The sequence below is a fragment of the Amycolatopsis sp. NPDC041971 genome (genome assembly GCF_055588925.1).
In genome coordinates this window covers 123,724-142,037 of the sequence record NZ_JBVJCE010000001.1, presented here as the reverse complement: position 1 = coordinate 142,037, position 18,314 = coordinate 123,724, and the positions used below count along the sequence as shown (strand labels likewise).

The following is an 18,314-nucleotide window of genomic DNA, read 5'->3' as shown; positions in this document are numbered from 1 at the left end:
TTCAGCTCGCCAGCATCATGACGCCGAGCGCGGCCGCCACCACCGCGGCGATGGCCCAGGTCAGAGCGCCGGGCAGCACCGTGAGCATCACCACACCGAGCAGCAGGAGCACCACGAAGGCCACGGCGCCGGTGATCGCGACCGTCGCCGAGCTGTCCGTCCGGTCCCGTGCCTTCGCCATCAGGACCAGTACCAGCGGCAGCCCGGCCGCGGCGAGCAGGACGGTCGCGACCACACGCCAGGTCTCCACCCGGCCCACCGTAGCGCCCCGCCACCCGCGTGATCGAGCGCCGATCTCGCGTGATTGAGCGCCGATCTCGCGTGATTGAGCGCCGATCTCGCGTGATTGAGCGCCGATGTCATGAGTTCGCCTTCTGATCACGCGAGTTCCGCTTCTGATCACGCGAGTTCGGCGTTTGATCACGCGAGTTCGGCGTCTGATCACGCGAGATCGCCGCGGGTATGGCGTCCGTCAGCTTCCGATGGGGGTCGCGGGCACGCAGGGGACCGGTTTCGCGTGCGCCGGGTCCAGTGCGTTGAGGACGTGCCCGGCGGCGTTGCGGTCGGCGGCGACGCCGCCGTGCTCGGCCAGGTCCAGCACGCAGCTGTCCTGCAGGACGATGTTCTTCACGTTCGGTCCCTTGCCCATGCCGCTCGTGTACGGGACGACGGCCTCGTCGTAGCGGGTCATGATGTTCGTGTAGGTCACGCCCGGCTGGAAGACGCCGTTGCCCGACCGCAGGTTCGTGAGGAACTCCGAGCCGCGCAGGAACTGGCGGCATGAGCCGCACAGCGGGTCGAGGACGCCGTTGAACCCGGGCGCCAGCCCCAGCGCGCCGACGAGCGCGTACAGATGCGAGGCGCCGAACAGCGTCGTGCCGTCCCACAGCGGCGTCAGGCTGACGTACTTGTCCACTTTGGACGCTCCGCCGAGGAACTTCACGTAATAAGAAGGCATCAGCGTTCCCTCGGAATGCCCGAGGATGTCCACCTTGGCCGCTCCGGTCGCACCGAGCACCTTGTCGACGAACGCCGAAAGTTCCTTCGCGCTCTGCTCCATCGGCAGGAGCCCGCCGGGCTGGTAGATCGGCAGCGGTTTCCCGGGAACGCCGTAGGTCAAGGAAAAGACGCAGTACCCGTTGTTCTTGAGCAGCGGGCTGAACGTCTGCCAGTTCACCGTCTGGTTGGCGCTGAGGCCGTGGGTGAGCACCACCGGATTCGGATGGGCCGCGCTCGGGCGGCAGCCGAAGTCGTTCGCGCCGGGTGGCGGGCCGCCGGGATTCGCCGCCTGCGCGGGCAGCGCCGCGGCGAGGGTCCACGGAACGGGGAGTGCCTCCTCGGCGAGCGCCGGTGAAGCGCAGATCAGGGCAAGGGCCGCGGCCAGGAAAGTGGCGGCGAGGGACTTCGTCGTCCGCATGTCGGCGTCCTATCTACTCCTGAGTAGGTGTGAAGTGAACCACATCGACCGGAAAACGGCGAACCGCTCGCGAGAGGGTTTTCCGCATGCGTGTCGGGCGCCCTTGCCGGTTTGGCTACGCTCCCGGGCATGAGCGCCACCAAGTGGGAGTACGCGACCGTCCCCCTGTTGATCCACGCCACCAAGCAGATCCTCGACCAGTGGGGCGAGGACGGCTGGGAGCTCGTCAGCGTGCTCCCGAACCCGACCGGCGAGCAGCACGTCGCCTACCTCAAACGAGCCAAGAACTGAGGGATTGAAGCCATGACCTGGAGCGATCGACTCGCCGAGCTCGGTATCGAACTGCCCGCCGTCGCCGCCCCGCTGGCGGCCTACGTGCCCGCCGTCCGCACCGGTTCGCACGTCTACACGGCCGGGCAGCTGCCCTTCGTCAAGGGCGAGCTCGAAGCGACCGGCAAGGTCGGCGCCGAGGTCAGTCCCGAAGAAGCGAAGCAGTACGCGCGGACGTCGATCCTGAACGCCCTCGCCGCGGTCGACTCCGTCGTCGGGATCGACAACTTGGTGCGGGTCGTCAAGGTCGTCGGGTTCGTGGCGTCCGCGGAGGGCTTCACCGGTCAGCCCGCGGTGATCAACGGGGCGTCCGAGCTGCTCGGCGAGATCTTCGGCGAGGCGGGCATCCACGCCCGTTCGGCCGTCGGTGTCGCCGAGCTGCCGATCGGGGCGCCGGTCGAGATCGAACTGATCGTGGAGGTGAAGTGATGGACCCGGACATCGAGAAGTCCTCGCACGAGCTCCTGCTCCGGTTGGCCGGACGGCTGCCGGACCAGCTCCTGTGGCGGTTCCGTGACTGGCTGGGCGAAGGCGCGATGGGGACGCTCGCGCGGACCCTGCCGAGGTCTTTGCTTAAGCACAGGATCGACCTCGATCAAACCGAGTATCGCCTGCTAGTCGCCGGGCTCATTCCGCACGGGGCCGATTGGCATCAGGTGAGTTCCACCCTGGGGGTAGACGACGTCACCGAGACCAGGTACACATTCACGCAGAGTGCGCCCGAATGGGTGAACTCCGTCGACTCAGTGTCCGTATTGATCCACGCGACGTTGCGGGGACGGCCGGATGTGGGTGAAGTGCGGCAAAGCTGGCGACACCTCGGTGTGGTCGGCGAGGGTGGGGCGAAACGAGTCCTCCTGGTCACGGCGCTGAACGGGCTGCCGAGGTTGACCGGCGAACTGCAGCGCGTCCTGCGCGTGCTGGGTGACGAGGAGCCCGGCGTCGAGGTTCTCCCGCCGAGCATCGACCTCACCGGCTATCACCGCATCGCACTCGCCAACTCCGAGCTCATCTGTGTGGGCGCGGTGGACACCGGAAGTCGGCTGGTCGCCGCTTAACGCTCGCTCCACCAGGCGAGCCGGGAGGGAGCAGAGCAATGGTGGAGGTCCACGACGGCCCGCCCATGGACGGGTTCTCGGTGCCCCTGCGCCTGCACAACCTGTTACTGGCCCTGGCGGGTCGGATCGACGACAGTGCTTTGACCGAAGCGCGTGAGCTGATCGCGCGTGCGCACATCGACGAAGCGGTGGAACTCACCACCGGCACCCTGATCGCGGGGAAGATCCCGGTGAGCTCGTCCGAACAGCGTGAACTCGCCCTCGTCCTCGAGATGAGCCGGTCCGACGCCACCCTGGCGAACGATCTGCTGGTCGTCGAGGAGGACGAGCCGGTGCTCACCCACCGGTTCACCGGCGAGAACCAGCCCGAATTCGGCCTCGCCGAAGCGCTCGACCGCACCCTGCAGGTGCTGCCGGACGTCCGGTCGGTGCACGCGGTGTGGCGGAACACGCCCGCCGGCAGCGTGCCCGGCGCGCTGCCGCAGCGGGTCGTCCTGGTCGAGATCGGCCCGGAGGGCAACCCGCCCGCGGTCGCGTTCCGCGTGGACACCGCGCTTCGCCGCGCGGGCATCCGTTCGGTCGTCGAGGTCGCGGGACCCGGCGTCGCGCGGTCCGCGTACCACCAGGCCGCGTCGTCGGCCGCGAGTCCTGTCTGGGTCACCGGGAGTACCCATTCCAGTGACTTTCGGTCCGAGCCGGTGACCCCGCCGTCCGCTCCCTCCCCGGCTCCCGAGCCGGTCAAGGAACAGCCGAGCAGGCACGGGCTGCGGCCGGTCGGCAGCGGTACGCACGAACCGGTCGAGCCGATCGCGCCGGTGGTGCCGATCGTGCAGCAGGCGCCCGCACTGGCGGCACCTGCTCCGGAGACGGCGCCGCCGCGCAAATCGCGGGCGGAGACCCGCGCGGAGCGCACGGCCGACCTGACCCCGGCCGAAGTGGCGCAGCTGCGCCAGGCGCTCAAGGAGGACCCGGAAAAGGGCCGTGAGATCGCCACGGGCAAGCCGAGCATGCACGAGGTCGTCGAGCTGCCCGCTCTCGACCTCGACGACCCCAGCCTGAGCGAGCGCGACCGCGCTCTCCTGCGCGAGCTGCACGCCGAACTCGCCGAACGGGAGCGCGCCGAAGCGGCGAAGATCCGGCTGAACGGCGCTTCGCGCAGCAGCGGCTCGAGCTGGTCCTAGCAATCCCTACGCGTTTCGTCCTCTGGATGCGGTGGTTGCACGCGCAACTACCGCATCCAGAGGACGAAATGCGATGTTAGGTTGCGAGGGTGGCTGAAGAACTGACATTCGACATCCCGGTGGGGGCCGGGGTGGGCACCCGTGCCAACGCCGACGGCGAGCCGGTGACGCCCAAGGACGCGGCGACCGTGATCCTCCTCCGCGACGGCGCCGACGGCGTCGAGGTCTTCCTGCAGCATCGGGTGAAGGGCATGCCGTTCGCGGGCGGGATGACCGTCTTCCCCGGCGGTGGCGTGGATTCCCGCGATGTCGACACCTCGGTGAGCTGGTCGGGCCCGGAGCCTGCCTGGTGGGCGGAGCGTTTCGGCTGCGAGGAATCACTGGCCCGCGCCCTGGTGTGCGCGGCCGTGCGGGAGACGTTCGAGGAGTCGGGCGTGCTGCTCGCGAGCCTCGGAGACTCCGTCGTCGCCGATGCGACGCGATACCACGACGCCCGCGAAAAGCTGGTCTCCCGCGAGCTCTCGCTTGCCGCTTTCCTCGAGGCGAACGGCCTGACGCTGCGCGCGGATCTCCTGCGCCCATGGGCGAACTGGGTCACCCCGCCCCAGGAACCGCGCCGCTACGACACCTGCTTCTTCGTCGCCGTGCTGCCCGAGGGACAGCAGGCGGACGGTGCCACCTCCGAGGCCGTCGGCTCCGGCTGGCAGCGGCCCGAAGAGGCCATCGCCGACGCCAAGGAAGGGCGCCGCATGCTCATGCCCCCGACCTGGATCACGCTCGCGGAACTGGGCGAATTCGACTCGGCGGCCGCGGCACAGGCCGTCGAGCGCGAGATCGTGAAGATCATGCCGACGCTGGTGCGTGACGGCGACAAGGTCCGCGTCGTCCTGGACCCGGCGTGAGCGCCCCCGCGTACGGCGTGTTGCGCCAGATCACGCCAACGGCTTCCGTGCTGCTGGAGCACAACCCGTCGTCGATGACGTTGGAGGGCACCAACTCCTGGGTGCTGCGCGGATCCGGCGCGTCGGGTTCCGTGGTCGTCGACCCCGGCCACGAGGATGTCGAGCATCTGACCTTGCTGGCGGAGACCGGCGCCGTCGAGCTGATCGTCCTGACCCACCACCACCCCGACCATGCCGAGGGCGCGCCCTGGTTCGCCGAACGCGTCGGCGCTCCGGTGCGGGCCTTCGACGAGTCGCTCTGTGTCGACGGGAAGTCCCTTGTGGACGGTGAAGTGATCGAGGCCGGCGGCGTCCGGCTGTCGGTGCTGCACACGCCGGGGCACACTGATGACTCGATCTGCCTGGTCTCCGACGGGCAGATCCTGACCGGTGACACCATCCTCGGCCGCGGCACCACCGTGCTGCACGACCTCGGTGACTACCTGCGCTCGCTGCGGAAACTCATCGAGCTGCCCGGCGGCACCATCGGCCTGCCGGGCCACGGCCCGGAACTGCCCGACCTGGCCGCGACCGCGCGCGAATACCTGGCGCACCGGGAAGAACGGCTCGACCAGGTGCGTTCGGCCTTGGAGACACTCGGCGCCGACGCCACCCCGCGCCAGGTCGTCGAGGTCGTCTACGCCGACGTCGACAAGGCTCTGTGGGTGCCCGCGGAGTGGAGTGTGCAAGCACAATTGGACTACCTGAGGTCGGAGGACGGCGAATGAGTGACGTCGAAGTCGAGTTCTACTGGCGCCCCGGATGCGGGTTCTGCGCCGCGTTGGAGCGGCCGCTGTCGAAGAGCGGCTTCAAGGTGAAGCGGATCAACATCTGGGAGGACCCGGACGCCGCCGCGCGGGTGCGTTCGGTGGCGAACGGGAACGAGGTCGTGCCGACGGTCTTCGTGGGCTCGAAGGCGATGGTGAACCCTTCGTTCGGTGAGATCGAGACCGCGGTGAAGGCTGCTTCCGCCTGAGTCGCCAATGCTATGAACGGTCCGTTACTTGCAAAATTTGCAAGTAACGGACCGTTCATGGCGTTCGGCAGGGGATGGGTGCGTCGGGATTCAGCTTCGAGGTCGCGACATGTCTCCGCCTCGGTAAGTCCTTTAAGGGCAGTCGAGACCCAGGCTCAGCGGGGAAGCATCGGCATCACGTAGTACGTCAGCGCCACCTCGCCCGGCTCCACCGCGCGGATGACGCAGGCCCGCATGCCGGGCTGGATATCGAGCCGCACCCGTTCCCCGGCGAAACCCTGCAGCGCGTCCAGCAGGTAGCGCGCCTGGAACGAGGGCGACGTCCGGCCGCCCGAAACCTCCGCCTTCAAGGTCTCCTCGGCCTCGCCGGTGTCCTGCTTCGAACTGGCCAGCCGCAGTTGCGAGTCGCCGACCTCCAGCGTCAGCACCCGGCGCTCGTCCGCGTAGACGCCGACCCGGCGCACGGCGGCGGCCAGCGCGTCGGCGGCGACCTCGACCGTCGTGTCCACAGTGGACGATTCGATCAGCTTCTCCGACAGGAATCCCGCGTCGAGTACGGCGGTGGTGACGGTGACTCCGGCCCAGCTCAGCCCGAACCGGGTCCTGTCGCCGTGCAGGCCGACGGTGCCGCGAGCCTGCTTCGCCGTCTCGGCCAGCAGGCCTGCCGGGACGAGCGCGTCGATCGGCTCGCCTTCGGAACGCAAAGACAGGGTGGCGACGGCCATCCGGTACCGGTCGGACGCCGTCAACCGCAGCTCACGGCTGAAGCTCTGCACGCGGACGCCGGTGAACATCGGCAACGCGTCGTCCTTGGCCGCCGTGCCCGCGACCGTGCGCAACGCGGTCCCCAGCGCGTGACCGTCCACTTCGGACACCTTCGGTGGCATGTCCGGGAGGTTCAGTTCGCGGCTCAGCAACGGAAGTGCGAACCGGCCGCCGTCCACGCGCACGGCCAGCCGTGCTCCCTCGACGACCAGGCGCACCAAGTCGCCGTCGAGCATCCGCAGCGTCTCCGCGAGCGGCCCGGCCGGGACGAGGACCTCGCCGTCGGTGTGAACCATGGCGTCGCTGGTCAGGCGGACCGCTCGTTCGCTGTCTTCGCCGCCGACGGTCAGGCCTTCCCGCCCGGCGCGCAGGAGCAGACCGGAGCGGGCCGACAGCAACCGTGCGGCGGCGGAAACGGCGGACGAGAGGGAGCGGGTGTCGGCAGTCAGGTCCATGCCCGCAAGTTAGCGGGCGGCACCGACAAGTTCGGAGGCTTCGGCGACGGCATCGGACGGCCGCGGGCGGAAGGTGCCGCGCATCAGCCACACCACAACGGCGAGCGCGAATCCGACGGCGCCGGCGGCGAGGAACGCCGCTTCGTACCCGGCGTGCTCGACGAGGTAGCCACTGATCGACTGCCCGAACGCGAGGCCGAGGGTCACCGAGGTGAGCACCCAGCCGAACGCCTCGGCCGCCGTACCCTTCGGTGCGGCGATCTCGATGGCCGCCGAGTGCGTCGTCGACTGCGGCGTGATGAGCGCGCCCGCGGCGAGCATGGCGAGCGCGAGGCCCCAGAGCGAACCCGGCAACGCGAGCAGCGCCACGAGCGCGCCGAAGCCCGCCAGCAGCACCGGCAGCCGCAAGCCCATCTGACGCGGCCACGGGCGCAGGCTGTACGCGACGCCGAACGCGACCGAGCTGACCGACCAGGCCGAGAGCAGCAGCCCGCCGATGGAGGTGTTCCCCGCTTCGGTGGCGGCCGCCGGGACGGCGACCTCGACGAAGCCGATCACAGCGCCGAAGCCCAGCGCGGCGATGGCGAGCGTGCGCATCCCGGGGCTGGCCAGCGCGCCGAGCAGTTTGCCGCCCGAGGACGGTGACGGCCCCCAGGCCCGCACGGTCGGGTTCAGCGCGAACAGCACCGCGCCCGCGATCATCGTCAGCGAGCCGGTCACGATGCCGGTGCCCGCCCACGGCGCCGCGATCAGCAGGCCGGCGAACCCGGGACCGAGGATGAAGAAGACCTCCATGCTGATCGCCTCGTAGGAGAACGCGGCGTTCCGCGTCGGCCCGGCGGGCAGCAGCCGTGTCCACAGCGCCCGCGAAGCCGAACCGACCATCGGTTCCGTGATCCCGGTGCCGAAGGCGAGCGGGACCAGCACAAGGGTCGGCGCGTGCGCCTCGATCGCGAACACCAGCCCGGTCATCGCCAGCGCGAAGAGCACGGTGGTCGTCAACAGCGGCCGTGTCGGGCCGAAACGGTCGATGAGCCGTCCCTGCACGACCGCGCCGACGGAGACGCCCACCAGCGACCCGGCCGAAACCAGTCCGGCCGAGGCGAAGGAGCCCGTCTCCCGTTGGACGTAGAGCAGCGCCGAGATGCCGATCATCGCGATCGGCAGGCGGGCGAGCAGGGACGCGATCACCGCCCCGCGGGAGCCGGGCGCGGTCAGCGCGGCTCGGTAGTCGGCGAGGGAGGTGCGATGGCTCTCGGCGGAGGCGGACACAGACTGGGACACGCGTACCAGTATGAACTACTTTGGTACGCGAGTACCAGTTCCGGGGCGGTAAGTTCGGTCACCACCGGATTCAGGTGATGCGCGCTGGGAGCCGGTCAGGTTCGTCACGATCGGGTAACAGTCAGTCAATTCTGGGTCATTCGGGGCAACAAACCGACGCAGATGGCGTCCTTGAGAGTGAAAGAACTTGAGTTCACGGCCGATGGCCGTGGATGGTTGTACGACAACCACACAGTCTCCAGCTCCCTCCGGCGTACGGGTCGGGGCCTTGTTCCGGAGGGCGGGGAGCGCGGATCGTCGGGGGATGGTCCGCGCACAGCGAAGAGCCGGTGCGCCACGTCGGGGGTGGCGCCCGGCTCTTCGTTGTGTTGTCGGGTCCCGGATGTCAGGACAGGTGCGGGTTCCTCGCGACGGGCTAGCGGGCGCGGCGGGCCAGCCGCTCCGGGTCCAGGATCAGGACGCTCTTGCCCTCGAGCCGCAGCCAGCCACGGTGCGCGAAGTCGGCGAGAGCCTTGTTGACGGTCTCGCGCGAAGCGCCGACGTACTGGGCGATTTCTTCCTGCGTCAGGTCGTGGGTGACCCGCAGCAGACCGGCTTCCTGGCTGCCGAACCGCTGCGCGAGCTGCAGCAGCGCGCGCGCCACGCGTCCGGGGACGTCGGTGAAGATCAGCTCGGCGACCATGTTGTTCGTCCGGCGCAGCCTGCGGGCGACCACACGCAGTAACTGCTCGGCGATCTCCGGGCGGGTGGAGATCCACTGCCGCAGCGCCGGGCGGTCCATCGTCACCGCGCGGACCTCGGTCACGGTCGTCGCGCTGGACGTCCGCGGGCCGGGGTCGAAAATGGACAACTCGCCGAACATGTCGGACGGGCCGAAGATGCCCAGCAGGTTCTCGCGGCCGTCAGGTGACTTGCGGCCGATCTTCACCTTGCCGGCCTGGATGATGTAAAGCTTGTCGCCGGGTTCACCCTCGTTGAAGATGACATGCCCGCGAGGGAACTCCACGGATTCCAAGGTCTGCGCCAGCGCCTCGGCGGCTGCCGGCTCAACACCCTGGAAAATGCCCGCTCGGGCCAGGGTTTCGTCCACCTCGGGTGCCTCCTCATCGAGATACGACGTCGATCCTCGTCGGGCGAGGACCGTGTCGTCGATCACTTTTCGCGTCAGTCTAGGTCGTGCGCGCGAGATCGCTCGTCGGCACGCCGAACGTGCGCGCGTGCCCGGAACGATCTCGCTCGAACGTGGAGCCTAACTCCGCACGCGCCGCGCGCGAAGCCTGGCCGCCTTCCCGCCGAGCCTGCGCAGCCGGAAAAGCTCGAGCGCGCGCCCGATGCCGTGCCCGTAAAGGGCCCTGACCTCGTTGGGCTGCGCCTGCTCGAGAAACTCCTCGACTTCGTTCTCCTGCACCGCGACGTGCTTGAGCCGGGTCTCCACGCGTTCCATGAACAGCGCGAAGAACATGATCACCAAGGGGACGAGGATGACGAACCACACGGTCATGCGGCCTGCTCCGGGAATTCCGAAAAGTTGTGCATTACTCCAGATCCTCGCTCATGGCGTCCTCGATCGAAGCGCCGAGGTGGTGCTCTGGCGTGTCGGCCGTCGACCGGCGGGTGCTCCCACTGGCTCGACCGATGGCGCCCGTAGGCTATCGGGGTGCCTCCTGCCCCCACCAATGCCCCCCGCGCGGGGGGCAAGGGTGAAAGCCGGCTCGCGTTGGTGAGACGCGCCAGGCGGATGAAGCGTTGCCTCGACGACGAGTTCCCCGACGCGCACTGTGAGCTTGACTTCACCACTCCGCTCGAACTGCTGGTCGCGGTCGTGCTGTCGGCGCAGACCACCGACGTCCGCGTGAATCAGGTCACGCCCGCGCTTTTCGCGCGCTACCGAACCGCCGCGGACTACGCCGGCGCCGATCGCGCGGAACTCGAGGAGTACCTCCGGCCGACGGGGTTCTTCCGCGCCAAGGCGAACTCACTGCTGGGCCTGGGCGCCGCGCTGGTGGAGCGCTACGACGGCGAAGTGCCCGGCAAGCTGAAGGACCTCGTCACACTGCCCGGTGTCGGCCGCAAAACGGCCAATGTCGTGCTCGGCGACGCCTTCGGGGTTCCCGGGATCACCGTCGACACCCATTTCGGCCGCCTGGTCCGCCGCTGGGGCTGGACCGAGGAGGAGGACCCGGTCAAGGTCGAGCACGCCGTCGGCGAGCTGATCCCGCGCAAGGAGTGGACGCTCCTCTCGCACCGGACGATCTTCCACGGCCGTCGTGTCTGTCACGCCCGTAAACCCGCCTGCGGCGCCTGCCCGCTGGCCAAGCTGTGCCCCTCGTACGGAACCGGTCCGACGGAATTCGAAGAAGCCGCGAAGCTGGTCAAGGGCGAAGAGCGCGACCACATCCTCGAGCTGGCGGCGCGCCGGTGACCAGGGTCACCAAACTGGCCCTCGGTGCCGCCGTGCTGGTGGTGGCCCTGATCGCCGCGTTGCTCACGACCCGTGACGGCCAGGAACCCGCCAGGACGTCGGGAGACCTCACGGCCGCCCGTGCGAAGGCCGCGCTCGCTCCTTGCCCGCCGCCCGGACCGGGCGAGGTGGCGAAGCTGAGCGGGGTCGACGTCGAATGCCTCGGCGACGGCTCCCGGGTCGACCTCGCCAAGGTGCTCTCGGGTGGTCCGGTGCTGGTCAACCTGTGGGCGTCGTGGTGCGAGCCGTGCCGCGCCGAACTGCCGTCGCTGCAGGAATACGCCGCGCTGCCCGGCGCCGCCCGCGTACTCCTCGTCCAGGTCGCGAGCTCTGGGGCCGACGGGCTGGCGATGTTGGCCGATCTCGGTGTCCGGCTGCCGTCGGTGTTCGACGGTGACGGACGGTCGGGTCCGGTGCGGACGGCACTAAAGGTCCCTTCCTCCCTTCCCGCGACGTACCTGGTCACGGCGGGGGGCGAGGTGAGGCTCATCGAGAACCCACGCGTCTTCCTGAACACTGACCAGGTGCGCGCCGCTGTGGAAGGGAAACCATGACCGGCCCCCTCGTGGACACCGACGCCGTGCCCGCCTGGTTGCAACCGCTGGTCAAGATCAGCGGGGACCTCGACGCGGCCACCTTCAGCCGGTTCAGCGTGCCGCCGGACGCGAGCTACCGGTCCGCGTCCGTCCTGATGCTCTTCGGCGAGGGCCCGCAGGGGCCGGACGTGCTGCTCCAGCGCCGCGCCGACACCCTGGGCTCCCACGCGGGCCAGGTCTCCTTCCCCGGCGGGGGCGCCGAGCCGGACGACGGCGGGCCGGTCGGTACCGCGTTGCGCGAGGCGGAGGAGGAGACCGGCGTCGAGCCCGCCGGCGTGCTGCCGGTGGCGATCTTCCCGGAACTGTTCGTGCCGGTGTCCGCCTTCGCCGTGACGCCGGTGCTCGCCTACTGGCGGACACCGTCCCCGGTGCACGCCGTCGATCCCGGTGAGACGGCGGCGGTGGCCAGGGTGCCGGTCGCCGAACTCACCGACCCGGCCAACCGGTTCCAGGTCACGCGCGAGGGCTACGACTGGAAGGGGCCCGCGTTCGACGTCGGCGGGCTGTTCGTCTGGGGCTTCACGGCCGGCCTGCTGGCGATGACGTTGTCGCTCGGTGGCTGGGAACGGGACTGGGACCAAGGCGACGTCCGGGACCTTGACGTAGCGTTGGCCGAACATCAGGCGCGGGTCGACGGGCGGCAAGTGCCGGAGAAGGAGTAGGCGCCGGTGAACTGGGTCGACGTACTGGTGATCCTCCTCGCGCTGCTGGCGGGCGTGTCCGGCGCGTTCCAGGGGGTGATCATCGCCCTCCCTTCGCTGGTCGGGGTGGTGCTCGGAGCGCTCGCCGGGATCAAGATCGCGCCGCTGATCGTCGAACTCTTCGAACATCCGGCGGCGAAGGTCGCCTTCGCGGTGGCGACCGTGGTGTTCCTGGTCGCGCTCGGCGAGACCCTCGGCGTCTGGGCAGGCCGGAAACTGCGGCAGAAGATCAACCCGGACAAGCTTTCCGGTGTCGACAAGTCACTCGGCGCGGTGGTGCAGGCCGCCGTGGTGTTCGTGGTCGCCTGGCTGATCGCGACGCCGCTCACGGCCGTCTCGGGGGTGCCGGGGCTGGCGAAGTCGATCAACAGCTCGGTGGTGCTCGGCGAGGTCAACAACGTGATGCCGGACGCGGCGCAGGGCTTCCCGAGCGAACTGCGGAAACTGCTCGACGCGTCCGGCTTCCCGTCCATTGTGGACCCGTTCCAGAAGCCGAACGTCCAGGACACCAGCCCGCCGGACACCGCCTTGCAGGCGAGCGCGATCGTCAAACAGGTGCACCGCAGCGTCGTGAAGATCCGCGGGAACGCGAGTTCGTGTTCGCGGGCGCTGGAGGGCAGCGGATTCGTCATCGCGCCGCAGCGCGTGATGACGAACGCGCACGTCGTCGCGGGGACCGACGAGGTCGCCATCGAGTCGACTTCGGGCAAGTTCCCGGCCAGGGTCGTCTACTTCGACCCCGAGGCCGACGTGGCCGTGCTCGCGGTGCCGAGGCTCCAGGCCCCGGTGCTGCCGTTCACGCCGCGGGTGGCGCGGGCAGGCGACAACGCGATCGTGCTCGGCTACCCGCTCGACGGCCCGTACACCGCGACCCCGGCCAGGGTGCGCGGCCGGATCAACCTGCGCGGACCGGACATCTACGAGTCCAACACCGTGCAGCGCGACGTGTTCACCGTGCGCGGGCAGGTCCGCAGCGGAAACTCGGGCGGGCCGATGATCAATCCCGAGGGCGAGGTCATCGGGGTCGTCTTCGGCGCGGCCGTGGAAGATCCGGAGACCGGCTTCACGCTGACTTCGGAGCAGGTGCGGCCGGTGGTGGACACGGCTCCGGCGTTGAGCGCGAACGCGTCGACCGGTCCCTGCGCGAACTGAGCTGACCCCTCCGCCGATGCTAGGAACGGTCCGTTCATTGCGAAATTTGCTAGGAACGGACCGTTCCTAGCACGCGCGGAGGGGTGCGTCAGGAGCCGGAGGAGAGGCCTTCGCGCCAAGAAGCGACGGTCTCCTCCACATCCAGCGGCCGGGCCCGCAGCACCGGACCGCCCGCCGGACGCCGGTGCTCGGCGCGGATCCGTTCGTTCAGGTCCTCGACGATCTCCCGCACCCGCGCCTCACGACGCACCCGCGCCAGCGTGTCCGGCAGGTCGTCGAGTTCCTTCGCGATGGCCAGTGACGGCGGCAGCAGCGCCGAAACGTCGTGCCCTTCGCCGCGGACCTTGTTCACCACCCAGGTCAGCGCCGTGTCCTTGCCGTCGGTCTTCGGCAGTGGTTTCCCCGCGCCGGGCAGGTCGTCGAACTCGCCTTTCGCCGCCGCGGCGCTGATCTGCCGGTCCACCCAGGACTCGAACGACACGCCCGTCGGTTTGCGCTCGGTCATGCTTCCAAGATACGGAGGAAGTCCAGTAGCGCCGCCGACGTGCGCTCCGGAGCCTCCAGATGCGGAAAGTGCCCGACGCCGGGCCAGCGCTCGAGACGAGCGTCCGGGGCCCAGCGCCGCGACGCCGCCGCCGTCTCGGGCAGGACGCACCGGTCTTCCTCGCCGTGCAGTTGCAGCACGCGGGGAGCGAAGCGGCCTTGCAGTGCTTCGCTGAACCGGCGGCCTTCGCCGCGGAACTGCGCGCGGAACGCCCATCGGTAGTACTCGAGCGCGCTGTGCGGCACTCCCTGCACGAGCATCGCCTGCCGGAACGTCCGCACGGTCTCGGTGAAGTCGGGGGTGTCCGTCCACTGTGGACCGGCCCAGGACCGGAACAGCTCTTCGACGGCGAGCGCTTCGTCCTTGACCAGCCATTTCTCCGGCGCCATCGGCAGCTGGAAACGGAACAGATGTCCCGAGGCCCGCAACTGTCCCGGCCGCCGGACGGCTCGTCGCAACGCCAGCGGATGCGCGCCACCCAGCACGCTGACCGAAGACACCAGCCGGGGGTGCAGCGCGCCGACCGTCCACGCGAGCATGCCGCCCCAGGCGTGTCCGACGAGATGGGCCTTGCGCGCGCCGAGCGACTTGATCAGCCCGCCGACGTCGCCTGCCAAGGTCCACGCGTCGTAACCGCGCGGGGGCTTGTCCGAGTCGCCGTAGCCGCGAAGATCGACCGCGACCGCGCGGAAACCGGCGTCGGCGAGCGCCCGCAGCTGGTGGTGCCAGGTCCACCAGAACTCGGCGAACCCGTGCAGCAGCAGGACCACCGGCCCATCACCGAGTTCGGCGACGTGCAGCCGGATGCCGTTCGCCGAGACGTCACGATGGGTCCACGGGCCGTCGATCCGGACGATCGACGGATCCGGTGTCGCCTGCACCGACTCGAAGACTTCTCAGTCGCGGTCCGCGGACGCGTCGTCATGACGCGGCTTGAACGCGGCGGCGGTGTCCTTGAAGCTGTTGATCGTGCGCTCCGGCGCCTTGATCTTCTTCATCTTCCGGTAGCCGAGGAAGCCCGCGACGGCCGTCGAGACGAGCATCAGCCCGAACACGATCAGGAACGCCGCCCAGCGCTGCAGGAACTCCGACAGCAGCTCGCCGAGGAAGAAAAAGAAGAAGAACGAGCTGTACAGGCCGATGACCAGCGCGACAAGGAAGAAGATGGCGCCCTTGAGGCCCTTCTTCGCCTCCGCGACGACCTCGGACTTGGCCAGCTCGACCTCGGCGCGGATCAGCGTCGAGACGTGCTGTGTGGCATCGCCGACGAGTTTCCCGAGGGACTGCTCGCTCGCTACCACGTCGTCATCGCTCGACAGGGGGAGGTAGGGCACGGCCCCCACGCCGTCGGGGCCGGTACGTTCGTGCTTGGGGCTGCTCACACCGGTCATCGTGCCACGTGCCCCGATCACGGGCGCGGCGGACCGGCGAGTGTCGCGTACTCAATCGTCCTGAGCGTGGACACGGCTGCGATGCAGGAGCAGACCGGCACCCGCCAGCGAGGCGACGGCGGAGGCGATCAAGACGGACGTTTTCGCGAGTTCGACGGCTTCCCCCTCGAGCGCGAGATCGGCGATCAGCAGGCTCACCGTGAACCCGACGCCGCCGAGCATCGACAGCGCGCCGATGTCCCGCCAGCCCACACCCCTGGGTTTCTCCGCGAGCTTGAACTTCACCGCGAGCAGGCTGGCGCCGAAGATCCCGAGCAGCTTCCCGCCGACCAGCCCGACCAGGATGGCCAGCGGCAACGCCGTGGTGAACACCTGGCCGAGCGATTCGCCGTCCACCTTGATCCCGGCCGCGAACAGCGCGAACAACGGCACCGCCACCGCGGCCGACCACGGCTGTAGCCGGTGTTCGAGCCGGATCGCGGGCGCGTGCTCCTCGCCTTCGTCGGCGCGGACGCGGGTGAGCAGCCCGAGCGCGACGCCGGCGATGGTGGCGTGGACGCCGGCCGAATGCACCGCGACCCAGGTGATCAAGGCCAGCGGCACGTAGATCCAGGCGCTGCGGACGCGGCGCTTCTGCAGGTAGGCGTACAACGCGAGCGCGACGACGGCGACGCCTGCGGCGACGAGGTCGAACTTCGCGGTGAACAGGATCGCGATGACGAGGATCGCGCCGAGGTCGTCGACCACCGCGAGCGAGAGCAGGAAGACCCTGGCGCTGCTCGGCAGGTTCGACGCGGTCAGCGCGAGGACGCCCAGCGCGAACGCGATGTCCGTGGCGACCGGGATGGCCCACGCGCGTTCGATGCCCGGCGCTCCCCAGCCGACGGCGACCGCGACCAGCGCCGGGACGACCATGCCACCGATCGCGGCGACCACCGGCAGGATCGCCTGTTTGAAGCGGGAGAGCTCACCGACCACGAGTTCGCGTTTGAGTTCGAGCCCGGCGACGAAGAAGAACAGCGCGAGCAGGCCGTCCTTCGCCCAGTCGCCGATCGTCAGATTCAGATGGAGGAATTCGGGCCCGAGCCGGAAATCACGAATCGCGCGGTAAATGTCGTCGATGGGCGAATTGGCCCACAGGAGGGCGATCGCGGTGGCGCCGAGCAGGATCATCCCACCGGTCGTCTCCGTGCGCAGGTAGCGGGCGAAGTCGGCGACGGCTTTCGCGGGGCGAGTGGGGCCGGACAAGGCATCCTCCGGGTTTCGGCGACGACTAATACTGTTGCCGACCAGACTTCCCGGCGCACCTTGACGCGATTTTAATACCTCGAGCTGCGGAAATCTCGCGTTCATGACAGCTGCCACAGAGATCATGCGGACGTCGGTGTCCCGTCCACGGGGTGGGCTTCTAGCATGTCAACCGGAAACCGACAACGATGTCTTCGATAAGGACGGCATGGTGAGTACCTCTACCGAGGTCCAGCAAGACACCAGGTTCTTCGGGCACCCACGAGGGCTCGCGAACCTGTTCGGCGTGGAGATGTGGGAACGCTTCTCGTTCTACGGGATGCTCGGCATCCTTCCCATTTACCTTTACTACGAAGTCAGTCAGGGCGGCCTGGCGCTGCCGAAGGCTTCCGCGCTCGGCATCGTCGGCGCGTACGGCGGCATGGTCTACCTGTCGGCCGTGATCGGTGCCTGGGTCGCGGACCGCGTACTCGGCTCCGAACGAACGCTGTTCTACAGCGCGATCCTCATCATGATCGGCCACATCAGCCTGGCGGTACTGCCCGGTCTGGCGGGCATCGGTGTCGGCCTCGTCTGCGTGGCCGTCGGCAGCGGCGGGCTGAAGTCCAACGCCACCGCCATCGTCGGGACGCTGTACGCGCCGGGTGACGAGCGCCGTGACGGCGGTTTCACGATCTTCTACATGGGCGTGAACGTCGGTGGCTTCGTCGGCCCGCTGCTGACCGGACTCGCGCAGAGCGAGATCGGTTTCCACGTCGGGTTCGGGCTCGCCGCGGTCGGCATGGCGCTCGGCCTGATCCAGTACACGATCGGCCGCAAGAACCTCGGTGACAAGGCGGGCGAGATCCCCAATCCGCTGCCCGCGTCGCGGCGTCCGCTGGTCTACGGCGGCGCCGCGGTGGGTGTCGCGGCGATCGTGCTGCTGGTGGTCTTCGGGGTGATCAACCCGGCGAACCTGGTCGACATCGTTGTCGGGGCCGTCGCGGTCATCTCGGTCATCTACTTCGTGGTGATCATCACCAGCAAGAAAATCACCTCCGACGAACGCACCCGGGTGTACTCGTTCATCCCGATGTTCATCGCGAGCGCGGCGTTCTTCTCGCTGTACCAGCAGCAGTTCACCGTCGTCGCGGCCTACACCGACGAGCGGCTGAACCGCACCGTCTTCGGCTGGGAGATGCCGGTGGCTTGGGTCAACTCGATCAACCCGGTGTTCATCATCCTGTTCGCGCCGGTGATCGCGGCGATCTGGACGAAACTCGGCCCGAAGCAGCCGTCCTCGCCGATCAAATTCGTACTCGGCACCGTCACGATGGGCTTGGCGTTCCTGCTGTTCCTCCCGATGGTCGGCAGCGGCAAGAACGCGAGCCCGCTGCTCGCACTGGCCGGCATCCTGTTCGTGTTCACCATGGCGGAACTGATGCTTTCGCCGGTGGGCCTCTCGCTGTCGACCAAACTCGCGCCGGAGGCGTTCCGGACGCAGATGGTGGCGCTGAACTTCCTGTCCATTTCGCTCGGTACGGCGATGTCCGGAAAGCTCGCCGAGTACTACTCGGTCGACGACGAAGCGCCGTATTTCAGCATCGTCGGCGGGGTGGCCATCGTGGTCGGTGTGGCGCTCCTGGTGGCGACGCCGATGATCCGCAAGCTGATGAAGGGCGTGCACTGACGTTCTTCCCGCGCTGACGAGCGATCCTCGAACGTGGTCGGTCCGGCGGGGGGGGGGGGGGGGGGGGGGGGGGGGGGGGGGGGGGGGGGGGGGGGAGGGGGAGACGGCAGACCAACCGACAAGCAAAGCAACAAAAAACACACCA

At 68.9% G+C, this 18,314-nt stretch carries 22 protein-coding genes; 12 read left to right on the top strand and 10 right to left on the bottom strand.

All coding sequences use genetic code 11. From position 1 onward, the window contains the following. Nucleotide 1: 1 nt before the first annotated feature. Together ACZ6DT_RS00695 and ACZ6DT_RS00690 are read right to left on the bottom strand one after the other, a co-directional pair. Nucleotides 2-250 carry a hypothetical protein gene (locus ACZ6DT_RS00695; protein WP_465586658.1) on the bottom strand — a complete coding sequence of 83 codons (249 nt, stop codon included), beginning with the start codon at nt 248-250 and terminating at the stop codon, nt 2-4. Nucleotides 251-472: 222 nt separating this feature from the next. Next, the gene (locus tag ACZ6DT_RS00690) at nt 473-1,417 is read right to left on the bottom strand and encodes an esterase/lipase family protein (protein ID WP_465586655.1); all 945 of its coding nucleotides are present in this window, start codon (nt 1,415-1,417) and stop codon (nt 473-475) included. Nucleotides 1,418-1,546: 129 nt separating this feature from the next. Between ACZ6DT_RS00690 and ACZ6DT_RS00685 the strand changes: the two genes are divergently transcribed. The 7 genes from ACZ6DT_RS00685 (at nt 1,547) to ACZ6DT_RS00655 (ending at nt 5,903) form a co-directional block, all read left to right on the top strand. Then, on the top strand, nt 1,547-1,708 hold the full coding sequence (locus ACZ6DT_RS00685) for a DUF4177 domain-containing protein (protein WP_465586652.1): 162 nt from the start codon (nt 1,547-1,549) through the stop codon (nt 1,706-1,708). A 12-nt stretch (nt 1,709-1,720) separates the two neighbouring features. Beyond that, nucleotides 1,721-2,176, top strand: a complete 456-nt coding sequence (locus ACZ6DT_RS00680; protein WP_465586649.1) for a RidA family protein — start codon at nt 1,721-1,723, stop codon at nt 2,174-2,176. Further along, nucleotides 2,176-2,805 carry a hypothetical protein gene (locus ACZ6DT_RS00675; RefSeq protein ID WP_465586647.1) on the top strand — a complete coding sequence of 210 codons (630 nt, stop codon included), beginning with the start codon at nt 2,176-2,178 and terminating at the stop codon, nt 2,803-2,805. The genes ACZ6DT_RS00680 and ACZ6DT_RS00675 overlap by 1 nt, the downstream gene beginning before the upstream one ends. A gap of 38 nt (nt 2,806-2,843) precedes the next feature. Continuing rightward, nucleotides 2,844-3,986, top strand: a complete 1,143-nt coding sequence (locus tag ACZ6DT_RS00670) for a hypothetical protein (RefSeq protein WP_465586645.1) — start codon at nt 2,844-2,846, stop codon at nt 3,984-3,986. Between the two features lie 89 nt (nt 3,987-4,075). Continuing rightward, complete coding sequence (locus ACZ6DT_RS00665) at nt 4,076-4,888, top strand: NUDIX hydrolase (RefSeq protein ID WP_465586643.1); 813 nt, start codon at nt 4,076-4,078, stop codon at nt 4,886-4,888. Beyond that, nucleotides 4,885-5,655 (top strand): MBL fold metallo-hydrolase, encoded by a 771-nt coding sequence (locus ACZ6DT_RS00660; RefSeq protein WP_465586640.1) that lies wholly within the window; start codon nt 4,885-4,887, stop codon nt 5,653-5,655. Before ACZ6DT_RS00665 ends, ACZ6DT_RS00660 begins: the two co-directional genes overlap by 4 nt. After that, entirely contained in the window at nt 5,652-5,903 is a 252-nt protein-coding gene (locus tag ACZ6DT_RS00655) for a glutaredoxin family protein (RefSeq protein ID WP_465586637.1), read from the top strand. The genes ACZ6DT_RS00660 and ACZ6DT_RS00655 overlap by 4 nt, the downstream gene beginning before the upstream one ends. A 155-nt stretch (nt 5,904-6,058) precedes the next feature. Here ACZ6DT_RS00655 and dnaN read toward each other — a convergent pair whose 3' ends face one another. The 4 genes from dnaN to ACZ6DT_RS00635 form a co-directional block, all read right to left on the bottom strand. After that, nucleotides 6,059-7,123 carry a DNA polymerase III subunit beta gene (gene dnaN / locus ACZ6DT_RS00650; protein WP_465586634.1) on the bottom strand — a complete coding sequence of 355 codons (1,065 nt, stop codon included), beginning with the start codon at nt 7,121-7,123 and terminating at the stop codon, nt 6,059-6,061. A 9-nt stretch (nt 7,124-7,132) separates the two neighbouring features. Next, a complete protein-coding gene (locus ACZ6DT_RS00645) occupies nt 7,133-8,395 on the bottom strand; it encodes an MFS transporter (protein ID WP_465588739.1) in 1,263 nt (420 codons plus the stop codon). Nucleotides 8,396-8,822: 427 nt separating this feature from the next. Continuing rightward, on the bottom strand, nt 8,823-9,497 hold the full coding sequence (locus tag ACZ6DT_RS00640; RefSeq protein WP_465588737.1) for a Crp/Fnr family transcriptional regulator: 675 nt from the start codon (nt 9,495-9,497) through the stop codon (nt 8,823-8,825). Between the two features lie 159 nt (nt 9,498-9,656). Then, nucleotides 9,657-9,908 (bottom strand): hypothetical protein, encoded by a 252-nt coding sequence (locus ACZ6DT_RS00635; RefSeq protein WP_005166943.1) that lies wholly within the window; start codon nt 9,906-9,908, stop codon nt 9,657-9,659. 237 nt (nt 9,909-10,145) lie between these two features. Here ACZ6DT_RS00635 and nth point away from each other — a divergent pair, with 237 nt between their 5' ends. From nth to ACZ6DT_RS00615, 4 genes are read left to right on the top strand one after another with little or no spacing between them, the layout of a single operon-like run. Continuing rightward, entirely contained in the window at nt 10,146-10,829 is a 684-nt protein-coding gene (gene nth / locus ACZ6DT_RS00630) for an endonuclease III (protein ID WP_465586631.1), read from the top strand. Continuing rightward, the gene (locus tag ACZ6DT_RS00625) at nt 10,826-11,422 is read left to right on the top strand and encodes a TlpA family protein disulfide reductase (RefSeq protein ID WP_465586630.1); all 597 of its coding nucleotides are present in this window, start codon (nt 10,826-10,828) and stop codon (nt 11,420-11,422) included. Before nth ends, ACZ6DT_RS00625 begins: the two co-directional genes overlap by 4 nt. Continuing rightward, entirely contained in the window at nt 11,419-12,126 is a 708-nt protein-coding gene (locus ACZ6DT_RS00620; protein WP_465586627.1) for an NUDIX hydrolase, read from the top strand. The genes ACZ6DT_RS00625 and ACZ6DT_RS00620 overlap by 4 nt, the downstream gene beginning before the upstream one ends. Nucleotides 12,127-12,132: 6 nt before the next feature. Further along, nucleotides 12,133-13,317, top strand: a complete 1,185-nt coding sequence (locus tag ACZ6DT_RS00615; protein WP_465586625.1) for a MarP family serine protease — start codon at nt 12,133-12,135, stop codon at nt 13,315-13,317. 88 nt (nt 13,318-13,405) lie between these two features. Here ACZ6DT_RS00615 and ACZ6DT_RS00610 read toward each other — a convergent pair whose 3' ends face one another. The 4 genes from ACZ6DT_RS00610 to nhaA are packed head-to-tail and all read right to left on the bottom strand — an operon-like array spanning nt 13,406 to nt 16,500. Beyond that, nucleotides 13,406-13,822, bottom strand: a complete 417-nt coding sequence (locus ACZ6DT_RS00610) for a DnaJ family domain-containing protein (protein WP_465586622.1) — start codon at nt 13,820-13,822, stop codon at nt 13,406-13,408. Further along, nucleotides 13,819-14,742, bottom strand: coding sequence for an alpha/beta fold hydrolase (locus tag ACZ6DT_RS00605; protein ID WP_465586620.1), 924 nt, complete (start codon nt 14,740-14,742; stop codon nt 13,819-13,821). Before ACZ6DT_RS00605 ends, ACZ6DT_RS00610 begins: the two co-directional genes overlap by 4 nt. A 15-nt stretch (nt 14,743-14,757) precedes the next feature. After that, nucleotides 14,758-15,252: a phage holin family protein gene (locus ACZ6DT_RS00600; RefSeq protein WP_465586617.1), complete on the bottom strand. Its 495-nt coding sequence runs from the start codon at nt 15,250-15,252 to the stop codon at nt 14,758-14,760. A gap of 51 nt (nt 15,253-15,303) precedes the next feature. Next, on the bottom strand, nt 15,304-16,500 hold the full coding sequence (nhaA, locus tag ACZ6DT_RS00595; protein ID WP_465586614.1) for a Na+/H+ antiporter NhaA: 1,197 nt from the start codon (nt 16,498-16,500) through the stop codon (nt 15,304-15,306). 208 nt (nt 16,501-16,708) lie between these two features. Here nhaA and ACZ6DT_RS00590 point away from each other — a divergent pair, with 208 nt between their 5' ends. Further along, nucleotides 16,709-18,169, top strand: coding sequence for a peptide MFS transporter (locus tag ACZ6DT_RS00590; RefSeq protein WP_465586611.1), 1,461 nt, complete (start codon nt 16,709-16,711; stop codon nt 18,167-18,169). Nucleotides 18,170-18,314 lie beyond the last annotated feature (145 nt).

What these genes read in the sequence shown, in the direction of transcription:
- ACZ6DT_RS00690 (WP_465586655.1), bottom strand. Translation starts at nt 1,417, where the DNA reads ATGCGGACGACGAAGTCCCTCGCCGCCACTTTCCTGGCCGCGGCCCTT.
- ACZ6DT_RS00685 (WP_465586652.1), top strand. Translation starts at nt 1,547, where the DNA reads ATGAGCGCCACCAAGTGGGAGTACGCGACCGTCCCCCTGTTGATCCAC.
- ACZ6DT_RS00680 (WP_465586649.1), top strand. Translation starts at nt 1,721, where the DNA reads ATGACCTGGAGCGATCGACTCGCCGAGCTCGGTATCGAACTGCCCGCC.
- ACZ6DT_RS00675 (WP_465586647.1), top strand. Translation starts at nt 2,176, where the DNA reads ATGGACCCGGACATCGAGAAGTCCTCGCACGAGCTCCTGCTCCGGTTG.
- ACZ6DT_RS00670 (WP_465586645.1), top strand. Translation starts at nt 2,844, where the DNA reads ATGGTGGAGGTCCACGACGGCCCGCCCATGGACGGGTTCTCGGTGCCC.
- ACZ6DT_RS00655 (WP_465586637.1), top strand. Translation starts at nt 5,652, where the DNA reads ATGAGTGACGTCGAAGTCGAGTTCTACTGGCGCCCCGGATGCGGGTTC.
- dnaN (WP_465586634.1), bottom strand. Translation starts at nt 7,123, where the DNA reads ATGGACCTGACTGCCGACACCCGCTCCCTCTCGTCCGCCGTTTCCGCC.
- ACZ6DT_RS00635 (WP_005166943.1), bottom strand. Translation starts at nt 9,908, where the DNA reads ATGACCGTGTGGTTCGTCATCCTCGTCCCCTTGGTGATCATGTTCTTC.
- nth (WP_465586631.1), top strand. Translation starts at nt 10,146, where the DNA reads ATGAAGCGTTGCCTCGACGACGAGTTCCCCGACGCGCACTGTGAGCTT.
- ACZ6DT_RS00620 (WP_465586627.1), top strand. Translation starts at nt 11,419, where the DNA reads ATGACCGGCCCCCTCGTGGACACCGACGCCGTGCCCGCCTGGTTGCAA.
- ACZ6DT_RS00610 (WP_465586622.1), bottom strand. Translation starts at nt 13,822, where the DNA reads ATGACCGAGCGCAAACCGACGGGCGTGTCGTTCGAGTCCTGGGTGGAC.
- ACZ6DT_RS00600 (WP_465586617.1), bottom strand. Translation starts at nt 15,252, where the DNA reads ATGACCGGTGTGAGCAGCCCCAAGCACGAACGTACCGGCCCCGACGGC.
- ACZ6DT_RS00590 (WP_465586611.1), top strand. Translation starts at nt 16,709, where the DNA reads ATGGTGAGTACCTCTACCGAGGTCCAGCAAGACACCAGGTTCTTCGGG.